This window comes from Streptomyces flaveolus (genome assembly GCF_000716535.1).
Classification (GTDB): Bacteria; Actinomycetota; Actinomycetes; order Streptomycetales; family Streptomycetaceae; genus Streptomyces; species Streptomyces flaveolus_A.
The window spans coordinates 1-17,674 of record NZ_JNWV01000023.1 but is presented as its reverse complement, the minus strand read 5'-3'; the positions used below and the strand labels follow the sequence as shown (position 1 = coordinate 17,674).

Here is a 17,674-nt window from a genome sequence, read left to right as displayed (position 1 = left end):
CCGGACGAGCACTCAGTCGAAGCACCTTCGGACCAGGGCGAGCCCCTCACCGGTCGTGCTCCGGCTGATCTCATGGGTCTTCAGCCGGGCGGGGTTGTCGTCGACGAACGCCGCGGCGGTCCGGTGCTCCTCGGGCACGTGGACGCGGCCCCGCCTGAAGAGGTCCTCCAGGTACGACGTGGCGACCTGCTCGGGGTCGGAGGGCCGCACCGAGCCGCCCGCGGGGTCGGAGCTCGCGATGCCGAAGCGCCGCTCCTGCGCGGGGGCGGACAGGGTGAGGGACTGGGTGATGCCGTACATCGCCCCGTGGACCGTGACGGCCGTCAGCCCCTCCTCCTCACTGCCGCCCGGAGTCACCTCCGCCATTCCGGCGCCTCGGCGAGCCACCTCCGGCTCGGTGATGGACGTGGCGGCCTCCAGGGCGAGGATGCCGTGGCGGACGAACGCCGAGCGCAGGGACGGGCCGTATCTGCCGCCGTTGCGGCGCTGGTCCGCGGCGATCATGTGACCCGCGACCTGCGCGTAGTACGCGGACACCACGGGCGCGGCCACGACGGCGTCCACCAGCAGCTGTCCCGCGATCTCGGCCGCCCTGGCCAGGCCGGCCTGGTCCTGCAGGTCCTGCTGGCGGAAGATGCCGGCGACGATCTTCAGGAAGGCGCCGCTGAACACTCGGGAGAAGGAGTGCGGTTCGCTGGACAGCGTGTTCGCGGGCCCGCTGGGCGGCAGGTGGACCGGGTCGCGGTAGAAGAAGTTGTTCGCCATGTTGCGCAGGCAGTCGGGGTCGACCGCGTTCGGGTGGCCCTGCCGGATCGCGGCGCCCAGTTGCTCGGCCATCCTCGACACCCGCGAGGACAGCTCCAGGTCGCTCTGTGTCTCGGCCAGTACCGCGATCCGCAGCGGTTCCAGCCGGAGCGAGGCCAACAGCGCGCTGATGTCGCCGAAGGCTTCGTGCAGGGCGGCTGTCTCCGCGCTCGCGGCGTTGAACAGCTGGGGGCGCAGGGCGTCGAGGATCGCGTGCCCCGTCTCGTGCGCGACGATCTCGGGACTCTCGCAGGCGGCGACGGTGACGCCCGCCACCGTGCTGCGGAAGAAGAACAGGCCCTTACGGTCGTAGAAGGCGTTGAGGTCGACTCCCGCGTTGAGGTGCGCGGTGAGGGCGCGACCGACCGTCGGGTGCCACTGGGTTCCGGTGGGAACCAGCGGCCCCCAGGTCTGGGCGGCCCGGCTGAGGGCGTCGGCCGCCACCCAGTAGCGGAACGCCTCGGTGCCCGGCCCGGCACCGTCCGGCTGCGGCGCGGTGTCCGCGATGGCCGTCGGGAACGGCTGCGTGTCGAGCTGGGGAACGGGATGCGGTACCGGCATGTTGACCCGGGGAGGGAACCCGGGGTCGTCCTCGTACACCAGAACCGTCTGGGTCGTCGCTGTCTGTTGCTGCACCGTCATGGTGACTCCCAGAGAGGGGAGATGTTGCGGAGGATGGAAGTTGACGGGGAAACTTTTGCCAAGAGCCCGTCGTGTTCAGTACGAGCCCGCGGCAGCCCGGCGTCAATTCGAACAAGGCGGACGGGTCCCTCCAGCCGGTGCGCCGTGGCGGCCGGACAGGCGCTTGCCGACGGCCCGGGGCCGGTGCGCCCTGCCCGAGGACCGGGCGAATGACATGACGGCCGGACGGGTGACGGTGCCGGCGTGAGCCGCGTACGGCCACGGGATGATCGATCGCCCCGACCCGCTCCACGGCGGGAGCGGGTCCGCCCGGCCGACCCCGTCGCCCGCGCATGCCGTCTGAGGGGTCGGCCCGGCCGGACGAGGGCACTGCGCCCAGGCAGGTGAAGGTGGAGTCCCGCTGCGCGGCCGGCGGCAGGGTCCACCCGCCGTCACAGTTCCGGGCCTGGGTCGAGGTCCGGGTGGCTGAGACGGGCCAGACCACCGGAAGGCACCGGGAGGACCGACGGCCCGGACGCCAGCTCCGCGAGCGACCGGTGGGTTCGACGGCCACGCGCGTCCCAGATCTCCAGCCGGACGCTCATCGGGAACGCGTCGTTGACCACCAGCGGCGCGCTGTCGTCCGCGTTGGCGATCAGTACCTCACGCCACGGTCCCTTCGGCAGGGTCACCGCCTGCGGCGCGTAGCGGGCGACGACGTGTCGGTCGCCGTCGTGGGCGGCGATCAGAGGGTAGAGCAGGTCGGGCCGCTCGGGGAGCAGTTCGCCGTGGAGCAGCGTCTGCCGGTACACGCGCCACACGCGCAGCCAGAACGCCAGCGCGTCCGACGGCGCGTCGTCGAGCCGTACGAGGTCCACGGACACCTGCGGGACACCGAACAGCGCGTTGATCAGGTGGTGTGCGACGCGCTCGGCGGTGTCGTCCGCGGCCCACATGATCGGGTCGCTGTGGATCGGCGTGCCGGGCCGGGCCATGCGCAGGTCGATGATGCCGACCCGGTTCTGGGTCGCGCTCAGCGGGCAGTCACCCACGCGGAGCATGGTGGCGAACCGGCCGACGGCCGGGTGCACGTACGGCTCCCGGAACTCGATCAGCGGCTGGGGACCGGCTTCCCCGATGGCGTCCGTGATCTCCGCGAGCAACCGCACGGTCGCCGCCACGGGGGAGTGGGGCGACGGATCGTCCGCCACCGGCGTGCCGAACCGTTCGAGGAAGTCGAGCTTGACGCCGTCCGCGCCGGTCTTCACCACGAGGTCACGGATGCGCTCCACGAGGTGGCGACGTGTGGCTTCGTCCCGCGGGTCGAGGACCGCCGTGTCGAGTTCGGTCTCCTCGTACCGCGTGGCGAGACCGGCATCACGAGCGCGTGCGCTGAACCCCAGGAATGGGGTGCCCACCCACCACATGGTGCGCAGTCCCCGCGCGCGGAGATCGGCGATCATGCCGGCCGGATCGGGGAACTTCTCCGCGGCCGCCTCCCAGTCGCCGCACGAGCCGTAGCCGCGGGCCAGGGACGTGGTCTGCCAGCCGTCGTCCACGATGACCACGCCGAAACCGAGCGCGGCGGCGCGGTCGGCCTGGGCCAGTACTGCCGCGGCCGTGACGTCCTGGTGGGCGAAATACCAGGTGCACAGCACCGCGTCCTCCGCGCCGGGTGCCACCGCCGGCACGCTGTCCCGTTGCAGCCAGCGCCCGGTGTCCGGTACGGCCTCGGCGAAACGGCGGCCGGAGACGTCGAGCAGCAGCCGGATCTCCTCGCCGGGCGGGGCGTCCTCCACGGTCACCATGACCGCGAAGTCCGCGCTTTCCTCGACCAGTCCGGCCCGCACGGAGGTGCGGTGGCTGCCCGCGTCGAGCGCGTAGACGAGACCGGTCCGGTCCTGGCGCACCAGCAGGGCACCGATGGGGATGCCGGCGAGCGCCGTGGTGTCGGCCGGGTCTCCCCAGGACGGCGGGATCGTGGCGTGTGGCGCGGTGCTGCCCGGACGCCACCAGGTGACCGCGTCCGCCGCCGGGATCAGGACGGTCAGCTCCAGCGCGGCACGGCCGGTGCGGAACGAGACCTCCCACACCCCGGCGTCCCTTTCGGTCGCCTGTGCGGTGTCGGTCGCCTGGAGCCGAAGCCCGCATGCCGCCGCGGTCGCGCCCAGGAGCACGGGTTCCTGCGGTGGGGCGTGGTCCCGCCCGGGCACCCAGAAGGACGCCGGTGCCAGGGATCGAGTGTCAGTCATTTGTTTCCAGAGAAGGAGATTCCGCCGATGATGTGGCGTTGTGCGAGGAAGAAGATCAGTGCGCAGGGCAGGGTCACGACGACGGTCGTGGCCATGAGCAGTGGTGTGTTGGTGCCGTTCACCGACTGGAATCCGGCGAGTGCCAGCGGCAGCGTCTTCCACTTGTCGTCGGTGATGTAGATCGCGGCCTGGAAGAAGTTGTTCCAGTACGACATGAACTGCAGGACCGCGGTCGCGATCAGCACCGGGCGCGACAGCGGTAGGTAGACCGACCACCAGATGCGGAACCATCCGGCGCCGTCGAGGATGGCGGCGTCCGTCAGTGATTCCGGCAGCCGCAGGTAGAACTGGCGGAACAGGAAGATGAAGAAGGCCGACCCGAAGAAGGTGGGCACGATGATCGGCCACAACGTGTTCATCATGTCGAGGTTCTTGAACAGGATGAACTGCGGAACGATCGTCACCTCCTGCGGCAGCAGAAGAGTCGCCAGCACGATCCCGAACAGCACGTTCGAACCGCGGGCCCGGATCCGCGCGAACGCGAAACCCACCAGTGACGACGAGTAGACGACCGCCACCACCGGCACCAGGGTGCTGAGCAGCGAGTTGCGGAAGTACCGCCAGAAAGGGAACGAGTCGAGGCCGCTGGAGAAGTTCGACCACTGCCACTGGACGGGCCACAACGCGATTCCCCCGCTGGAGACACCTTCCGGTGTGCGCAGCGCCGTCGCGATCATCCAGAGGAAGGGGTAGACGAACACGACCGAGCCCACGACGAGAACGGCGAGCGCGGTGTAGCGCGCGGCCGGCGTCCCGTCGTGCCGCGATCGCCGGTCGTGCGCGGTCCTTTCGGCCCGTGCGCGAGGCATCGTCTTACTTGGCGCGGACACGCCGCCTCCCTTCCTTGGGACGCTGGGATTCGTAGTAGACCCAGAAACTGCTGCCCCGGAAGACGATCGCCGTGAGCACCATGATCATGAGGAAGAGGATCCAGGCGAGGGCCGAGGCATAGCCCATCTGGAAGAACTTGAACGCGTTCTGGTACAGGTACACGACGTAGAACAGCAGGGAGTTGGAGGGGCCGCCGCCGTTCTGGGTGATGACGTAGCCCTGGGTGAAGGTCTGCATCGCGTAGATGAGTCCTGTCACCACGTTGAAGAAGATGACCGGGCTGATCTGCGGAATGGTGATGTTCCATAGGACGCGGAGGCGGCCGGCGCCGTCGAGTGCGGCCGCCTCGTAGAGTTCGGACGGTATGTCCTGAAGCCCTGCCAGATAGATGATCATGTTTCCGCCGACGGTCCACAGGCTCATGAGGACGACCGCCGACAGCGCCCAGTCAGGGTCGAAGAGCCACTTCGGACCCTCGACACCCAGCGCCCGGAGCACCCCGTTGACCAGGCCGTGTTCGGGGTTGAACACCCAGATGAACAGCACGGTCTGGGCGACCCCGCTCACGAGGGAGGGCAGATACCAGATGGTGCGGAACACATGGATGCCGCTGACTTTCACGTTCATCAGCAGCGCCACCGCGAGCGACAGCACCGTCTGCGCCGGGACGCTGAGCACCGCGTACAGCAGAGTGACCTTGACGGCCTGTCCGACATCCGGGTCGTGCAGCGCCTGCCGGTAGTTGGCGAGCCCGGCGAACTTCGCCGGGCTCAGCAGATCCCAGTGGGTGAACGACAGGAGCAGGGAGTAGACCATCGGACCGCCCGTGAAGAGCAGGAAGCCGACGATCCAGGGGGAGACGAAGAGCCAGAACGCCGCGGTCGCGCGACCGATCCACCTTCGTCTCACGGCGAGCCACATGGCGGCCCCGAGAAGCCCGAAGACGACGGCCACCATGATGACGAAGGCGACGATGGGCTGGAGTGCCACATCCAGGTGGAACCGTGCGAGGAGGCCCTCCAGGCCCTTCACTATCTCTGACATGTTGAGGATCGGTCCTTCTCGGTGCCGCTCGCGGCCGTCCGCCTAGGGGTTACTTGGTCGCGTCGAGCATCTGCTGGCACTTGTCCTGAAGCTGCGGCAGCACGGTCGCCGGGTCCTCGTGGCCGGTCCCGATCGCGGTGCGGGAGTTCAGCGCGGTCGAGAAGGTGCTCTCGATCTGGACCTTGTTCTTCACATACGGGGTGGTCACCGCGTGCTCGACGGCGTCGACGAACGCCTGGAGATTGGCCTTGGGCGCGGCGGACTTGAAGGCGGCGAGCGAGTCGTCGACCACGGGCACGCCCAACGCGGACTTCTTGGACGCCAGCAGGTTCTGGGCGGCCGGGTCGGTGCTCATGAACTTCGTGAAGGTCTCGGCGGACTTGACCTGCGCGGCGCTCGCGCTCTTGGCGATGCCGAGGCCGTCGACCTCCATGGGCTCACCGCGGCCCGGCATGGGGACGAGAGCGAAGCGGGAAGAGTCCAGCGCGGCGAACTTCGAGATGTTCCAGGGGCCGAAGTCGGGCAGCGTCGCGACCTTCCCCTGTGCCAGCCACTGGAACATGTCCTGGCCCTGGGCGGCGATCGAGGTCGGTGTGAAGCCGTTGGGCTTCACCGAGTCGACCACGGTCTTCGCGGCCCGGATTCCCGCCGCGTCGCCCATCGTGCACTTCGTGCCGTCGGCGTTGTAGTAGGAGCCCCCGTCGGCCAACAGCCATCCGTCGTACCACAGAGGTGCGGAGCCGTAGACCTTGGACGATCCGGAGCCGCTGGTCATCTTCCTCGCGGCGGCGACGAAGTCCCGGGTGCTGAGCGGCGTCGTGCCCGAGGGCACCGGGAGGCCGGCCTTGGTGAAGCTGGTCTTGTCGATGGCCATGACCTTGCTCTTGGCCACGAATGGAACGGCGTAGTCGGTGCCGTCGACGTTGCCCGCCTTGGCGACGGCCGGGGAGTAGTACGCGCTCTTGTCGACGGTGACCGGTTTGAAGACGGTGAAGAAGCTCGGCAGCGAGGTGTTGGAGATCGCGGCCACGGTGGGGGCGTCACCGCCGGCGATGGACGTCTGGAGCTTCTGCTCGTAGTCGCTCTGGATCCAGTTGGCTTCGACGTGGATGTCGGGGTGGGCCCTCTCGAAGGCGGCGACCATGCTCTTGATCGTCGCGTTCTCCTCGTTGCTGCCCCAATAGGCGAACGAGATGGACGCGGAATCGTCGCCGCTGTCTCCAGGGGTGGCCCCGCTCTCGTTGCTGCACGCGGCGAGGGAGGCCATGCAGCCGACGACTATGGCGGCTGTCACTGCGGTTCTCAACACGGGAAGGTCCTTGTCGTTCGATTCGGTGCCGTTGGGGAGGTGTTGCGGTTCATTTCCGTAGAGGAGTCGCGGTGGTGTCAGCGTCGGCGGTGACGCGCACCCGTCCGCCGACGGGGACGTCCACCCGGGTGGTGCGGCCGTCCGGCCAGGTGCTGGTCCAGGTGACGCCGCTGCCGGCGGTCACCCACAGTTCGCTCGCCTCGTGTCCCTCGTGGCGGACACCGATGGTCGAGGTGCCGGCGGCGATCTGGTCGACCTCCAGCCAGGCGTCCGCCGGGATGTGCGAACGGGTGCGTACGTCGCCGTCGCGTGGTCCTACGCTCAGGCCGGTCAGGCCGGTCGCGATGTGGGCGACATGAGTGAACGGCACCTCCGGGTAGTCCGCGCGGGATTCCGCCAGGAACCGGATCCACCGAAGGGCTTCCTCGTCACGCCCGTAACGCAGATACGCCTCGGGCAGGTAGGTGAAGGCTTCGATGTTGTGCGGCGGGCTCTTCTCCAGGCAGGCGCTGAGGAAGTCCAGGTGGGCGGTTCCCCGGTCGCCGGGCCGCATGAGGCCCTTGACCGCCGGGAACCACGTGCTCTCCAGCCCGAATCCGCTGACCGGCCCCTCGCGGGTGAAGCCGGCCGTGTAGTGCTCGTGTTCCGCCAGCCACCAGCCCTCGGCGAACTCGGTTTCCAGAACCGTCGCCCGTTCGGCGTTCCAGCGCGCGAACTCCGGGTCCAGCGCGGCATCGGCCGCGACCCCCGCGAGCGCGGCGTGGGCCGCCCACTGGCTGGCGATGCCGTCGGCCGCCACCAGCAGGTGCGGCGGATGTTCCACCTCGTTGTACGTGGCCGTGCCCTGAAAGATCTGGCCGCTGCCGCGCTCACCGGCTACTCCGGTGCCCAGTGGGTCGTGGGCCTGCACGAACGAGGTCAGAGTGGTGCGGATGAACGAGGAGATCTCCGGCGTCCGCAGGAACCGCTCGTCGCGCGTCCAGCGGTACTGCTCGACGGCCTTCTCCACCAGCTCGAACGGCGCCGGGATCTCGCGGACGAAGTCGTCGTCGTCGTGGTAGTCGATGGCCGCGGGTGTGCCGTCGAACAGGAACGCCCACAACGGGTACCAGCCGCGCCGCTCGGTGGCGGAGGCGGCGAAGTGCCGGAGCATCGCCAGGTTCTCGGTGTCGAGGCCGAGGAGGTGGCCGCCGAGCATCTGGTGGGCCAGATCCCGTGAGTAGAACATCGGCCGGTCGGTGAGGCCCGCCCAGTAGCTCGGCAGGAAGTCCGCGCGCCGTCCGGTCTGCACCCACTCCCGGGCTCGCTGTGACGCCCAAATGAAAGACTCGACAAGATCCGTCATGCTGGATCGAGCGTGAAGCACGGTGTTTCGCGGCCTGGAGCCGCTGAGACGTGTGGAGGGCTGCGGAAATAGTGGTCCCTGCGCCATGAAAGGGAGTGTTACACGCACGTCAACTTCACGTCAATGGATCGATGTTTCAAACCTGTTCAACGGCACACGTGTGCTCATCATCGCAGGCAGAGCTGAGACGAGCAGCGTCGCGAACGTCCGATGTGTGTCCGAAAGTGCGCCATGCCTCGCACGGAGCAGCCCCTCGGCTCGTTCCGGGCCTGCGCTGGGCATGTGTGCGGTCGGCGGATGACGTGTCTATGAAAGGCCCGTCAATCACCCGTCAATGGATGGAGCTGACGAGCTACGAGTCGGCAGGGTGGAGGGACCACCGGCGTCATGCGCCCGGTTGTGTGTGGGCGATCGGAACCGGCAAAGGTGTCAGCGGGACGCGGAACGCTTCAGGAGCGCGGCGGCGCAGTGGAGCCGCGCACGATCAGCTGCGGGTCGAACAGCAGCTCGCCCGAGGGGACCAACTTGCGGTTCACCAAGTGCACCATCGCCGTCGACACCGACTGCGCGAGCCGCTCGACGGGCTGACGCACCGTGGTCAACGGCGGATCGACGAAGTCCATGACCTGCGAGTCGTCGTAGCCGACCACCGACAGGTCCTCCGGGATCGACATCCCCCGGCGGCGGGCGGCCCGGATCGCGCCGAGAGCCATGTAGTCGCTGGCCGCGACGATCGCCGTCACCCCCAGGTCGAGCAGCGTCTCGCCGGCGGACATGCCGCCCTCGACGCTGTAGACCTGCCGGACGGCCAGCCGTTGCGGATCGGCGACACCGCGCGCGGTCATCGACTGGACGAACCCCGCCAGCCGGCGCTCGCTCGGCCGGTTCCCCACCGGTCCCACGATCAAGCCGATGTCGCGGTGACCGAGCCCCCACAGGTGGTCGACCGCCAGCTCCGCAGCGACGGCGTCATTGGTCGAGAAACTGGGCGAGGGGTGACCCTCGATCGCGCCGTTCACCAGCACGAAGGGGATCTTGCGCTCCGCGAGCAACTGGTAGACGGTCGGGTCGGCGCCGATCAGGGTGTTGCTGGCGGACGCGAAGACCGCACCGGCGATGCCCAGGTCCATCGTCGAGGAGATGAAGTCGATCTCCTGAAGCCCGCCCACGGTGGTGGAGGCCACGATGGCCCGGAAGCCCTGCGACGCGAGCGCCGACTCGATCAGCTCGCACAGGTGGCCGAAGAACGGCTGGGCCAGCCCGGGGGTGAGCACCACCACCAGCTGGCTCTGTCCCCCGCGGTCGTAGCCCAGCTCGCGGATCGCTTCCTCCACCTGGCGCCGTGTCGCCGTCGCGACGACCCCGCGGCGGTTGATGACGCGACTGACTGTGGCCTCGCTGACGCCGGCTCGCGCCGCGACGTCGCTGATCCCGACCTTGGCCATGACTCCCTCTGCGGTGAACGGCGCCGCCTGGCGTGCTGCGAGTGTACCGGGATCACGCCAGGTCGAGCGGCCGCCCGCCCCCGCCGGAGCCCGGGCGGGGGCTTCGCTCAGCCCTCCACGGCCAGCAACCGCCCGCCCGCGCCGGGACGCACGGTCCATGGCCCGCGGGCCAGATCCACCTCCACCGACGCGTCGCCCAGCGACACCCGCACGGTACCCACCCGGTCCGAGCGCCGGCGCAACCGCGCCTCGATCAGCCGCCGCTCGTCGTCCCAGGCCAGGTCCACCACGGCACCGGGCCGTGCCACCAGCCCCCGCATCCGTCCGGCGGGCCAGTCGGACGGCAGTGCCGGCAACAGGTCGACGGTGCCGGCGTGGCTCTGCAGCACGCACTCCGCGATCGCCGCCGTGAACCCGAAGTTGCCGTCGATCTGGAACGGCGGATGGGCCGACAGACGATTGGGGTAGAGGCCGCCGTGCTCACCCACCGCCGCCGGATCCACCTCACGCAGCGCCAGATCGATCAGGGCGGGCAGCCGCTCGGTATGGCGCAGCCGGGCGCGCAGCGCCAGCTTCCAGGCGAGCGACCAGCCGGTGGAGTCGTCACCGCGTACGTCGAGTGTCCGGGCCACCGCGGTCGCGTGCTCCGCCCGTACGCCGGTCCCGGGAAACGCCTCGTAGAGAGGTGACAGGTGCCGGTGGGCCGGCTCCGCCATGACGTGCGGGCCCCGCCATTCCCGTACCGTCCCGTCCTCGTCGGTCTCCGGCCCCGGCAGCCGGCCCAGCGCGGCCCGCGCGGCCCCGGCCACGAGGTCGTCCGGTTGTCCTGCCAGCTCCGCCAGAGCGGTGGCCGAGGTGAACACCTCGCGCGCGATGCCGATGTCGATCGCGGAACTCACATCGACCGCCCTCGGGCCCGTCGGCGTGATGAAGCGGTTCTCCGGCGACGACGAGGGGGAGAAGCCGAGCGTGCCGTCAGGCAGTTCCACCAGCCAGTCGAGGAGGAACCGCGCCGCGCCCCGGACAATCGGCCAGGCGCGTTCCCGGGCGAACGGCAGGCCGGCGCCGAAGGCCACGTGGTCGGCCAGGTGCCGGCACAGCCAGGCTCCCGCCAGCGGCCAGAACGCCCATGCGGGGTCGGCCTTTCCCCGGCCTACGGGTGAGGTGTAGGCCCACACGTCGGTGTTGTGGTGCGCGCACCAGCCCCGTGCTCCGTACAGCCTCCGCGCGGTCTCCGCGCCCCGGACGCTCACCGCCTCGACCAGGTCGAACAGCGGGGGCAGGCACTCGGGCAGGTCGGTGACGTCCGCGGGCCAGTAGTTCATCTGGGTGTTGATGTTGATGGTGTAGTTCGAACTCCACGGGGGGCGCATCGAGTCGTTCCACAGCCCCTGGAGCGTGGCCGGCGGCCCACCGGCCCGCGAGGCACTGATCAGCAGATAGCGCCCGTAGTGGAAGAGGAACGCCAACTGCCGCAGCCGCTCGTCGGCGGGGACGTCCCATTCGAGTACCACCCGCTGGTACAACCGGGCGTGGTCGGCGCTCTGCCGCTCACGCAGTGCGGCGGCGCCCCGCCGTACGGCCGCGTCGAGGTCCTGGCGGGCCGCCGCCAGAGCGTCGCGCTCATCACCGCGCGGTTCCGCGCCGATCGCGGTGAAGGTCGTGCCCGTGGTCAGCACGATCTCGGCGTGCCGCACACCCCGCGCCACCAGCACAGGGTCGCCGCCCGGGCCGGTGCCCGCCGCCTCGCCCGCGGCGACGTCCTCCCCGTCGTGCGACCAGTGGAGCGCCACCGCTCCCCGCAGGCTGGCCCGGTCGTCGTCATAGACGGGCGAGGGCGCGTCGGGTTCGTGCGGCGGAGCCACATCGGACGGCATCCGGGTCGTGAGCCAGGCCAGCCGCTCACCGCAGCCGCGCTCCAGGACCCGAAGAGGGGAGTCGAGGCCGACGGTGAGGTCGACCCCGGGGCCCGAGGCGACGTCGATGGTCATCAGCAGCGCCCGGTCGGGGTGCGAGACCACGGTGCGCCGTACCACCACCGCTCCTCCCGCCTCGTAGCGCACGACGTGTTCGGCCGTCCGCAGGTCGAGACGGCGGGAGTACCCGGTGATCTCGCCCGGCGGGTTGGCGACACCGACCGTCAACTCGGCGAAGGGCAGGTATGCCTGGGTCCAGCGTTCCTGCAGACGGCGGACCGCCGCATCGGCGCGGGCGTGGTCGCCCTCGGCGAGCGCCCGGCGGGCCTCGGCGACAGCCTCGCGCGCCGTCGCGGCTCCGACCCGGCCGTGGGCGAACTCGCCGGCGGGAGAGCCCGACCATGCCGTGCCGTCGTTGAGCAGCACCCGCTCGCGCTCCACACCGCCGTCCGGCATGGCACCGATCCGGCCGTTGCCGAGTGGCAGCATCTCCAGCCAGTGACCGGCCGGCCGGGCGAAGGAGAGCCGGTGCGGGGTCTGCGCAGGGCCGTGGGAGTAGGCCGGCACGATGCCTCCTGGAGTGTAAGGCGGAGTGGCTACACTGACGCGCCAAGACTTTGACCGGACATTAGGGCAACGTCAACTCCACCGGCCGTCCGGGAGGACGTGGGCCCGGCACCCCGAACAAGGAGTATGCGTGGCGCTTCGCACCATGGTCGATGTCACCGCGTTCGGCGCGGACCCGAGCGGTACCCGCGACAGCGCCGCAGCGGTCGCCGATGCCCTGCGCGCGGCCTGCGCCGCGACGGCGCCGGTGACCGTACGGTTCCCGCCCGGCCGTTACCACTTGTATCCGGAGCGGGCCGAGCGCCGCGATCTGTACGTCTCCAACACGGCGGGCGCCGATCGGCGTCACCTGTCCAAGACCATCGCACTCCTCGTGGAGAACGCCCACGACCTGGTGATCGACGGCAGGGGTGCCGCCCTGGTGCTGCACGGCGCGCAGACCGCCTTCGCGGCGATCGACTCGGCCGACGTCCGCTTCGAGGGGTTCTCCTTCGACTACGTCTCGCCCCGGGTCGTCGACGCCACGGTGGCCGACGCAGGCACGGACGGCGTCACGGCCTGGCGGGAGCTGGCCCTGCCCGCGGACACCCGCTTCCGGATCGACGGTACGACCGTCACCTGGCTCGGCGAGCCCAGCCCCGTCGACGGCGAGCCGTACTGGACCGGCACGAACGCGATGGAGTACACGCAACTGCACGATCCGGTGGCCCGGCGCACCTGGCGGGACCGCAACCCCCTGTTCGACGACGTGGCCGCCGTCCGTCAACTCCCCGGCCACCGCCTGCGCCTGTCCTACCACTTCGCCGACGCCCCCGGTGACGTCGGGCTCGTCTACCAGATGCGCACGACAGTACGTGACCATCCGGGCGCCTTCGTAAGCGGCAGCCAACGGGTGGAGGTCCGTGACGTCGCGGCGCACTACCTCCACGGTTTCGGCCTCGTCGGGCAGATGAGCAGGGACTTGACCGTACGCGACGTCCGTTTCCGCGCCGACCCGGCCACCGGCCGCACGTCGGCCGGGTTCGCCGACTTCATCAACCTGTCGTCGATGGCCGGTCATGTGCGGATCGCCGACTGCGTCTTCGACGGACCGCACGACGACCCGATCAACATCCACGGCACCTACCTCGTGGTGGCCGACCGGGTGGCGGACGACATCGTGACGCTGGCCTACCGACACCCGGAGACGGCCGGCTTCCCCGCGTTCCGGCCCGGTGACACGATCGAGTTCACCGCTCGTGCCACCCTCGACACCGCGGCCGGCTTCACCGCGCGCCTGACCGCCGCCGACGGTCCCCACGACCGGGACGACGCACAGGACCGGCGCATCATGACCGTGACCCTGGACCGCCCCTTGCCCCCCACCGTCACGCCGGAGCACTGGGTCGCCGAGAACGTCACCGCCACGGCGTCGGTCCACATCGTCGGCAACCACTTCGTCAACGTGCCCACCCGCGGAGTCCTGGTGACCACCCGGCGGCCGGTCGTCATCGAAGGCAACCTCTTCGACGGCGTGACCATGGCCGGCGTCTACGTCTCCGCCGACGCCGAGGAGTGGTACGAGTCGGGGCCGGTCGCCGACCTCACGATCCGGGACAACACCTTCCTGCGTCCGTCCACTCCCGCGGTCCTCATCGCACCGACCAACCCCGTCCTCGACCCCGCTCACCCCGTGCACCGCAACGTGACGATCAGCGGCAACGTCTTCGAGGACGCCCAGGCCCCGGTCGTGCGCGCCCGCTCCGTCCGCGGGCTGACCGTCACCGGCAACCACCTCACGGGCACCGGCGCCGGTGCCTACACCGAGTCCCGCCTCGTGGCCGCAGAAGGCTGCTCGGACGTGGTCGTGGAGGGAACGTCGGGCACGCTGCGGCCGTGAGCGGAGAGCCCGTACTTCCCTGTGCGGGCGGTAGGTTGAGGGTGACGCTCGTGTGGGGAGAGACGTTCGACGGTCCTGCGCACTGATCAGTTCGGTCGGCTGCTGCGGGCGGTGGGGGAGCGCGTCGTCCACGCCGGCCACACGAGGGGGAACCTGTGGTCGAGAGGATCAGGAGTCGTCCCATGTCCGATGAGATCAGCCTGCGCCCGGTAACCGCTGAGGATCTCGACGTGTTCGAGCGTGAGTTCAACGCGCCTGAGGGGACGGGTCCGTACCAGTGGTTCGGCTTCGGCTCACCGGCCGGCCTGCGCCGGCGGTTCGCGGAGACCGGCCTGCTCGGACCCGACGGCGGCATGCTCTCCGTGGCGGAGGCCGGCACGACGGTGGGCCGGGTCGAGTGGTTTCCCAGCACCTGGGGGCGACCCGCCACCTCCACCTGCTGGAGCCTGGGGATCGGCCTGGTGCCGGCCGCGCACGGCCGCGGCATAGGCACCCAGGCCCAGCGACTGCTGGCCGAGTACCTCTTCGACCACACCAGGGCCGAACGGCTCCAAGCCTGGACGGACTGCGCCAACTTCGCCGAGCAGCGTGCGTTGGAGAAGGCGGGCTTCGTCAGGGAGGGCGTGCTGCGCTCCGCTCAGTGGCGCGGTGGCCGGTGGCACGACCAGGTGATCTTCTCCATGCTCCGCGCGGAGCGCCCCGGCGGCTGACTGAAGTGACTACAAAGCGGCGATCGATCTGAAGGGCCCACGTGCACCCTCGCCGGTGAGCACGTCGACGAGCATTCCTCCCTCCTCCTCGTGCTCCGTGCGGTGTTCGCGGCGGGGCGGTGTGCGTCGCCCTGTGCGTCCGGCACATCCAGAACCGGATCCGTGATGAGTACGAGCACGGCTTCGAGCCTCGCCGACTCACGGGTGCCGGGAGGCCTGGGGTCACAGGGGTGTGTCAGAGTCTGCGCATGCTCGAGATCGTGGTGAAGACGGAGAACTGGGAGCGGCACGTCCGTGTGTCCGCCGAGGAGCTCGCAGGGCTGGTCCGGCGGATCGGCGGTGAGGGTGACCGGTTCCTGGTGGTCCAGCGGATACCCGACCTGCCCGACGTCTTCGCCCAGGTGTGGCACGAGACCGGCGGTGACTACACGCTGGAGCACCGCGACGGTGCCGCTGACCGACACTTCCAGGCCATGGTCGACGGGCCGGAGGCCGTGATCGCGGCGATTGCCGGTTGGTCACGCCAGGAGGCCGGATGGGACGCTGGTCTGGCTTGGTCGCTGCTGGACATGGGCCCCGCCCGCGAGGTGCCCCCGCTCGACCTCGGCGAAGACCAGCGCGAGGAGTTGGAGAAGCGCGTCCGGGGGGTCCTGGTCGGCGGCTACGCGACTCGCGCCGAACTGGCCGAGCTCGCTGAGGAGTACCTGGTCACCGGAGACCGCCGGCCCGTCTCGCGCGAGCAGGCACAGGCGCTGGCCGACCGGCTGTGGCTGGAGCGGGTCGCGGAGCAGGCCACGTGGCAGGGCGAGACGGACCCTGAGCGGCTGACCCGCGCGTTCACCGTTCTTCAGGACGCCGGTATCACGGCCCGAGAGAACTTCACCTGTTGCCGTAGCTGCGGCCAGTCCGAGATCGGTGGTGAAGGCGGCCCCGATGCCCGTGGCTTCGTCTACTTCCACACCCAGTGCACGGACGCCGCCGCAGCCGGCCACGGACTGACACTCCTCTACGGCGGCTTCGACGGCTCGTCCGAGACCACCGCAGCCATCGGCCACGAGGTCGTGGCGGCACTCGAAGCAGTCGGTCTCCACACCGAGTGGGACCATGACCCCGGCCGGGCCATCACCGTCACCCCCCTGGACTGGCGCCGCCGCCTGGTCGGCTGAGACGCCGTTCCCACTGTTCCGGCGGGTGGTGCCGCCGGCCGGGGTGAAGCGTCAGTGGGCGGGGCCCGACGGTGGGCAGGTGCCCGCGAGACCCTGGCAGCAATCGGAGCCGGGAGAGGATGCGGGCCAGGCTCCACCGGATTCTCTGGTGCGTGGGATCCCGCCGATCCGCTCCAGGCGGGGGCCGCGTTTTCGGCGGTCAGCACCAGGCTGTGCCGCAGGAAGCGCAGGCCCGGCGGAGGCCTGTCTCCAGGCGTCGGCTGACCGCGCGACGCTCGTCACCGTGCGCACCCAGGGCGGCGGGGTGCAGGCCTCCCGCCTCGCCGTCACCGCCCGCCAGGCACGCGTTCGCCGGCTCATCGGCCGGAATCCGACGCTGAGTACGCGCGACACCTGTATGGCGAAAACTCGGTACGCAGCGACCGCGCCGGACCCGGGCTTCACGAGCCGGTCGCCCCGCCGCGCAGCGGTCACCCCGTCCTTGTCCGGGGCGAACCGCTGCGTCAGGCTCTCACCGTTCTGCGTGTTGCTCACGGAGCCCCGCGCGGGCGCGTCCCCTCAGGGTTCCGACGCCGGATCGGCAGTGTCGAGGGAGTTGGCCCAGGCCAGCAGTTCGGGGGCGTCCAGCGCCGGTAACCACAAGTCGGCCCGGTCGGCGCCGTCGCCCGGCGGCCGGCGGCCGACGCCCAGTACCCGCAGTCCGGCGCGGCGGGCTGCTTCGACGCCGGTCAGGGAGTCCTCGATGGCCAGCGCCCGGTGCGGGCGGACACCGCAGAGCCGGGCCGCCATGGCGTAGAGGTCCGGGTGCGGCTTGGGACGCAAGCGGTCCCCGGTGTCCGGGGCGACGATGTGCCGGAAGTGCGAACGCAGCCCGGCCCGTTCCAGGCTGCCTTCCACCACCACTCTCGGGCAGTTGCTGGCCACCGCGAGCGGCAGCCGGGCGGAGAGCAGCCGGACGAGCCGGGCCGCGCCCGGCATCGTCACCGGGGCGTCGGTGACGAGCGCCAGGAAGTGGTCGAGAAGCGCGGCCGTCAGGTCTTCCGCCAGTTCCGGCTTGTGCGCCGACCGTGCCATCAGCCGGCCGCAGTCCTCGTAGTGCAGGCCCGTGGCCTGCTCCGCGAACCCGGGCGGTGGCTGAAGCCCGTACTCCCGGAAGGCCCGGTTGCGGGCTTCCCGCCAGTGGCGTTCGCTGTCCATCAGGGTGCCGTCACAGTCGAAGACGACGGCTTCGGGCGACCAGTCGAGAAGATCGTGGGCCGTGGTGCTCACGGGGCCTCCTAGGTGTCCGCACGCATGAGCGTGCGACATTTCCGACTATCAACCGGAAACGGAAAGATAGTGACGGCTACGTTATTTCCGTCCCGGCAAATCGGGCAATAACTCTATTCAGTGACTCGACTGCGCCCCGATCGTGGCGTATGGCCGTGCGACGGCGGCGAGAGGCCGCCGGCCGACCGTGGCCCGCAACAAAGCGGCGGGAAGGACCAGTTGGGGCCCAAGCGCGAGGGAGCGCGCAAGATCCGACGGGAACCGAGCCCCCGGCCCCCTCGTCGGCGTTGTCATTCGAAAGAAATACGTAATGACCGCTCAAGTGTGGCCAATTCCGCTCCGGGCGTGCGCTGGCGCACTAAGACCGTGTCCTATGTGGCGGTGGTTCGTTGGTCAGGTCATGGGGCGGGATACGTGGAGTTGGATTGTTCCGGATGGGCTGTGGGAGATCGCGAA

Annotated in this window: 12 protein-coding genes; 3 read left to right on the top strand and 9 right to left on the bottom strand. The window is 70.1% G+C overall.

Translation table 11 applies throughout. The annotated features are described in order from the left end of the window. Positions 1-12: 12 nt before the first annotated feature. The 8 genes from OO52_RS24720 to OO52_RS24685 all read right to left on the bottom strand — a co-directional run bounded on the left by OO52_RS24720 (position 13) and on the right by OO52_RS24685 (position 12,194). Entirely contained in the window at positions 13-1,446 is a 1,434-nt protein-coding gene (locus tag OO52_RS24720) for a hypothetical protein (RefSeq protein ID WP_048910508.1), read from the bottom strand. A gap of 431 nt (positions 1,447-1,877) precedes the next feature. Next, positions 1,878-3,677 (bottom strand): TIM-barrel domain-containing protein, encoded by a 1,800-nt coding sequence (locus tag OO52_RS52160; protein ID WP_106972049.1) that lies wholly within the window; start codon positions 3,675-3,677, stop codon positions 1,878-1,880. Next, complete coding sequence (locus tag OO52_RS24710; RefSeq protein WP_158712554.1) at positions 3,674-4,567, bottom strand: carbohydrate ABC transporter permease; 894 nt, start codon at positions 4,565-4,567, stop codon at positions 3,674-3,676. Before OO52_RS24710 ends, OO52_RS52160 begins: the two co-directional genes overlap by 4 nt. Then, complete coding sequence (locus OO52_RS24705) at positions 4,551-5,612, bottom strand: carbohydrate ABC transporter permease (protein ID WP_030645895.1); 1,062 nt, start codon at positions 5,610-5,612, stop codon at positions 4,551-4,553. Before OO52_RS24705 ends, OO52_RS24710 begins: the two co-directional genes overlap by 17 nt. 49 nt (positions 5,613-5,661) lie before the next feature. Continuing rightward, positions 5,662-6,921, bottom strand: a complete 1,260-nt coding sequence (locus OO52_RS24700; protein WP_158712553.1) for an extracellular solute-binding protein — start codon at positions 6,919-6,921, stop codon at positions 5,662-5,664. Positions 6,922-6,970: 49 nt separating this feature from the next. Beyond that, on the bottom strand, positions 6,971-8,212 hold the full coding sequence (locus tag OO52_RS24695; RefSeq protein WP_030645891.1) for a hypothetical protein: 1,242 nt from the start codon (positions 8,210-8,212) through the stop codon (positions 6,971-6,973). A 503-nt stretch (positions 8,213-8,715) separates the two neighbouring features. Then, positions 8,716-9,711, bottom strand: coding sequence for a LacI family DNA-binding transcriptional regulator (locus tag OO52_RS24690; protein ID WP_030645890.1), 996 nt, complete (start codon positions 9,709-9,711; stop codon positions 8,716-8,718). Between the two features lie 107 nt (positions 9,712-9,818). Then, complete coding sequence (locus tag OO52_RS24685) at positions 9,819-12,194, bottom strand: glycoside hydrolase family 95 protein (RefSeq protein WP_051818480.1); 2,376 nt, start codon at positions 12,192-12,194, stop codon at positions 9,819-9,821. 130 nt (positions 12,195-12,324) lie between these two features. Here OO52_RS24685 and OO52_RS52935 point away from each other — a divergent pair, with 130 nt between their 5' ends. From OO52_RS52935 to OO52_RS24670, 3 genes are all read left to right on the top strand, one after another. After that, positions 12,325-14,073, top strand: coding sequence for a right-handed parallel beta-helix repeat-containing protein (locus OO52_RS52935; RefSeq protein WP_158712552.1), 1,749 nt, complete (start codon positions 12,325-12,327; stop codon positions 14,071-14,073). Positions 14,074-14,255: 182 nt separating this feature from the next. Further along, on the top strand, positions 14,256-14,783 hold the full coding sequence (locus OO52_RS24675) for a GNAT family N-acetyltransferase (RefSeq protein ID WP_030645884.1): 528 nt from the start codon (positions 14,256-14,258) through the stop codon (positions 14,781-14,783). 248 nt (positions 14,784-15,031) lie between these two features. Next, a complete protein-coding gene (locus tag OO52_RS24670; RefSeq protein WP_030645882.1) occupies positions 15,032-15,949 on the top strand; it encodes a DUF6891 domain-containing protein in 918 nt (305 codons plus the stop codon). Positions 15,950-16,507: 558 nt separating this feature from the next. Here OO52_RS24670 and OO52_RS24665 read toward each other — a convergent pair. Then, positions 16,508-17,218, bottom strand: a complete 711-nt coding sequence (locus tag OO52_RS24665) for an HAD family hydrolase (RefSeq protein WP_030645880.1) — start codon at positions 17,216-17,218, stop codon at positions 16,508-16,510. Between the last annotated feature and the right edge of the window lie 456 nt (positions 17,219-17,674).

Excerpts from the sequence above, each read along its gene's own strand:
- OO52_RS24670 (WP_030645882.1), top strand. The coding sequence starts at position 15,032 with ATGCTCGAGATCGTGGTGAAGACGGAGAACTGGGAGCGGCACGTCCGT.
- OO52_RS24690 (WP_030645890.1), bottom strand. The coding sequence starts at position 9,711 with ATGGCCAAGGTCGGGATCAGCGACGTCGCGGCGCGAGCCGGCGTCAGC.
- OO52_RS24705 (WP_030645895.1), bottom strand. The coding sequence starts at position 5,612 with ATGTCAGAGATAGTGAAGGGCCTGGAGGGCCTCCTCGCACGGTTCCAC.
- OO52_RS24720 (WP_048910508.1), bottom strand. The coding sequence starts at position 1,446 with ATGACGGTGCAGCAACAGACAGCGACGACCCAGACGGTTCTGGTGTAC.
- OO52_RS52160 (WP_106972049.1), bottom strand. The coding sequence starts at position 3,677 with ATGACTGACACTCGATCCCTGGCACCGGCGTCCTTCTGGGTGCCCGGG.
- OO52_RS24675 (WP_030645884.1), top strand. The coding sequence starts at position 14,256 with ATGTCCGATGAGATCAGCCTGCGCCCGGTAACCGCTGAGGATCTCGAC.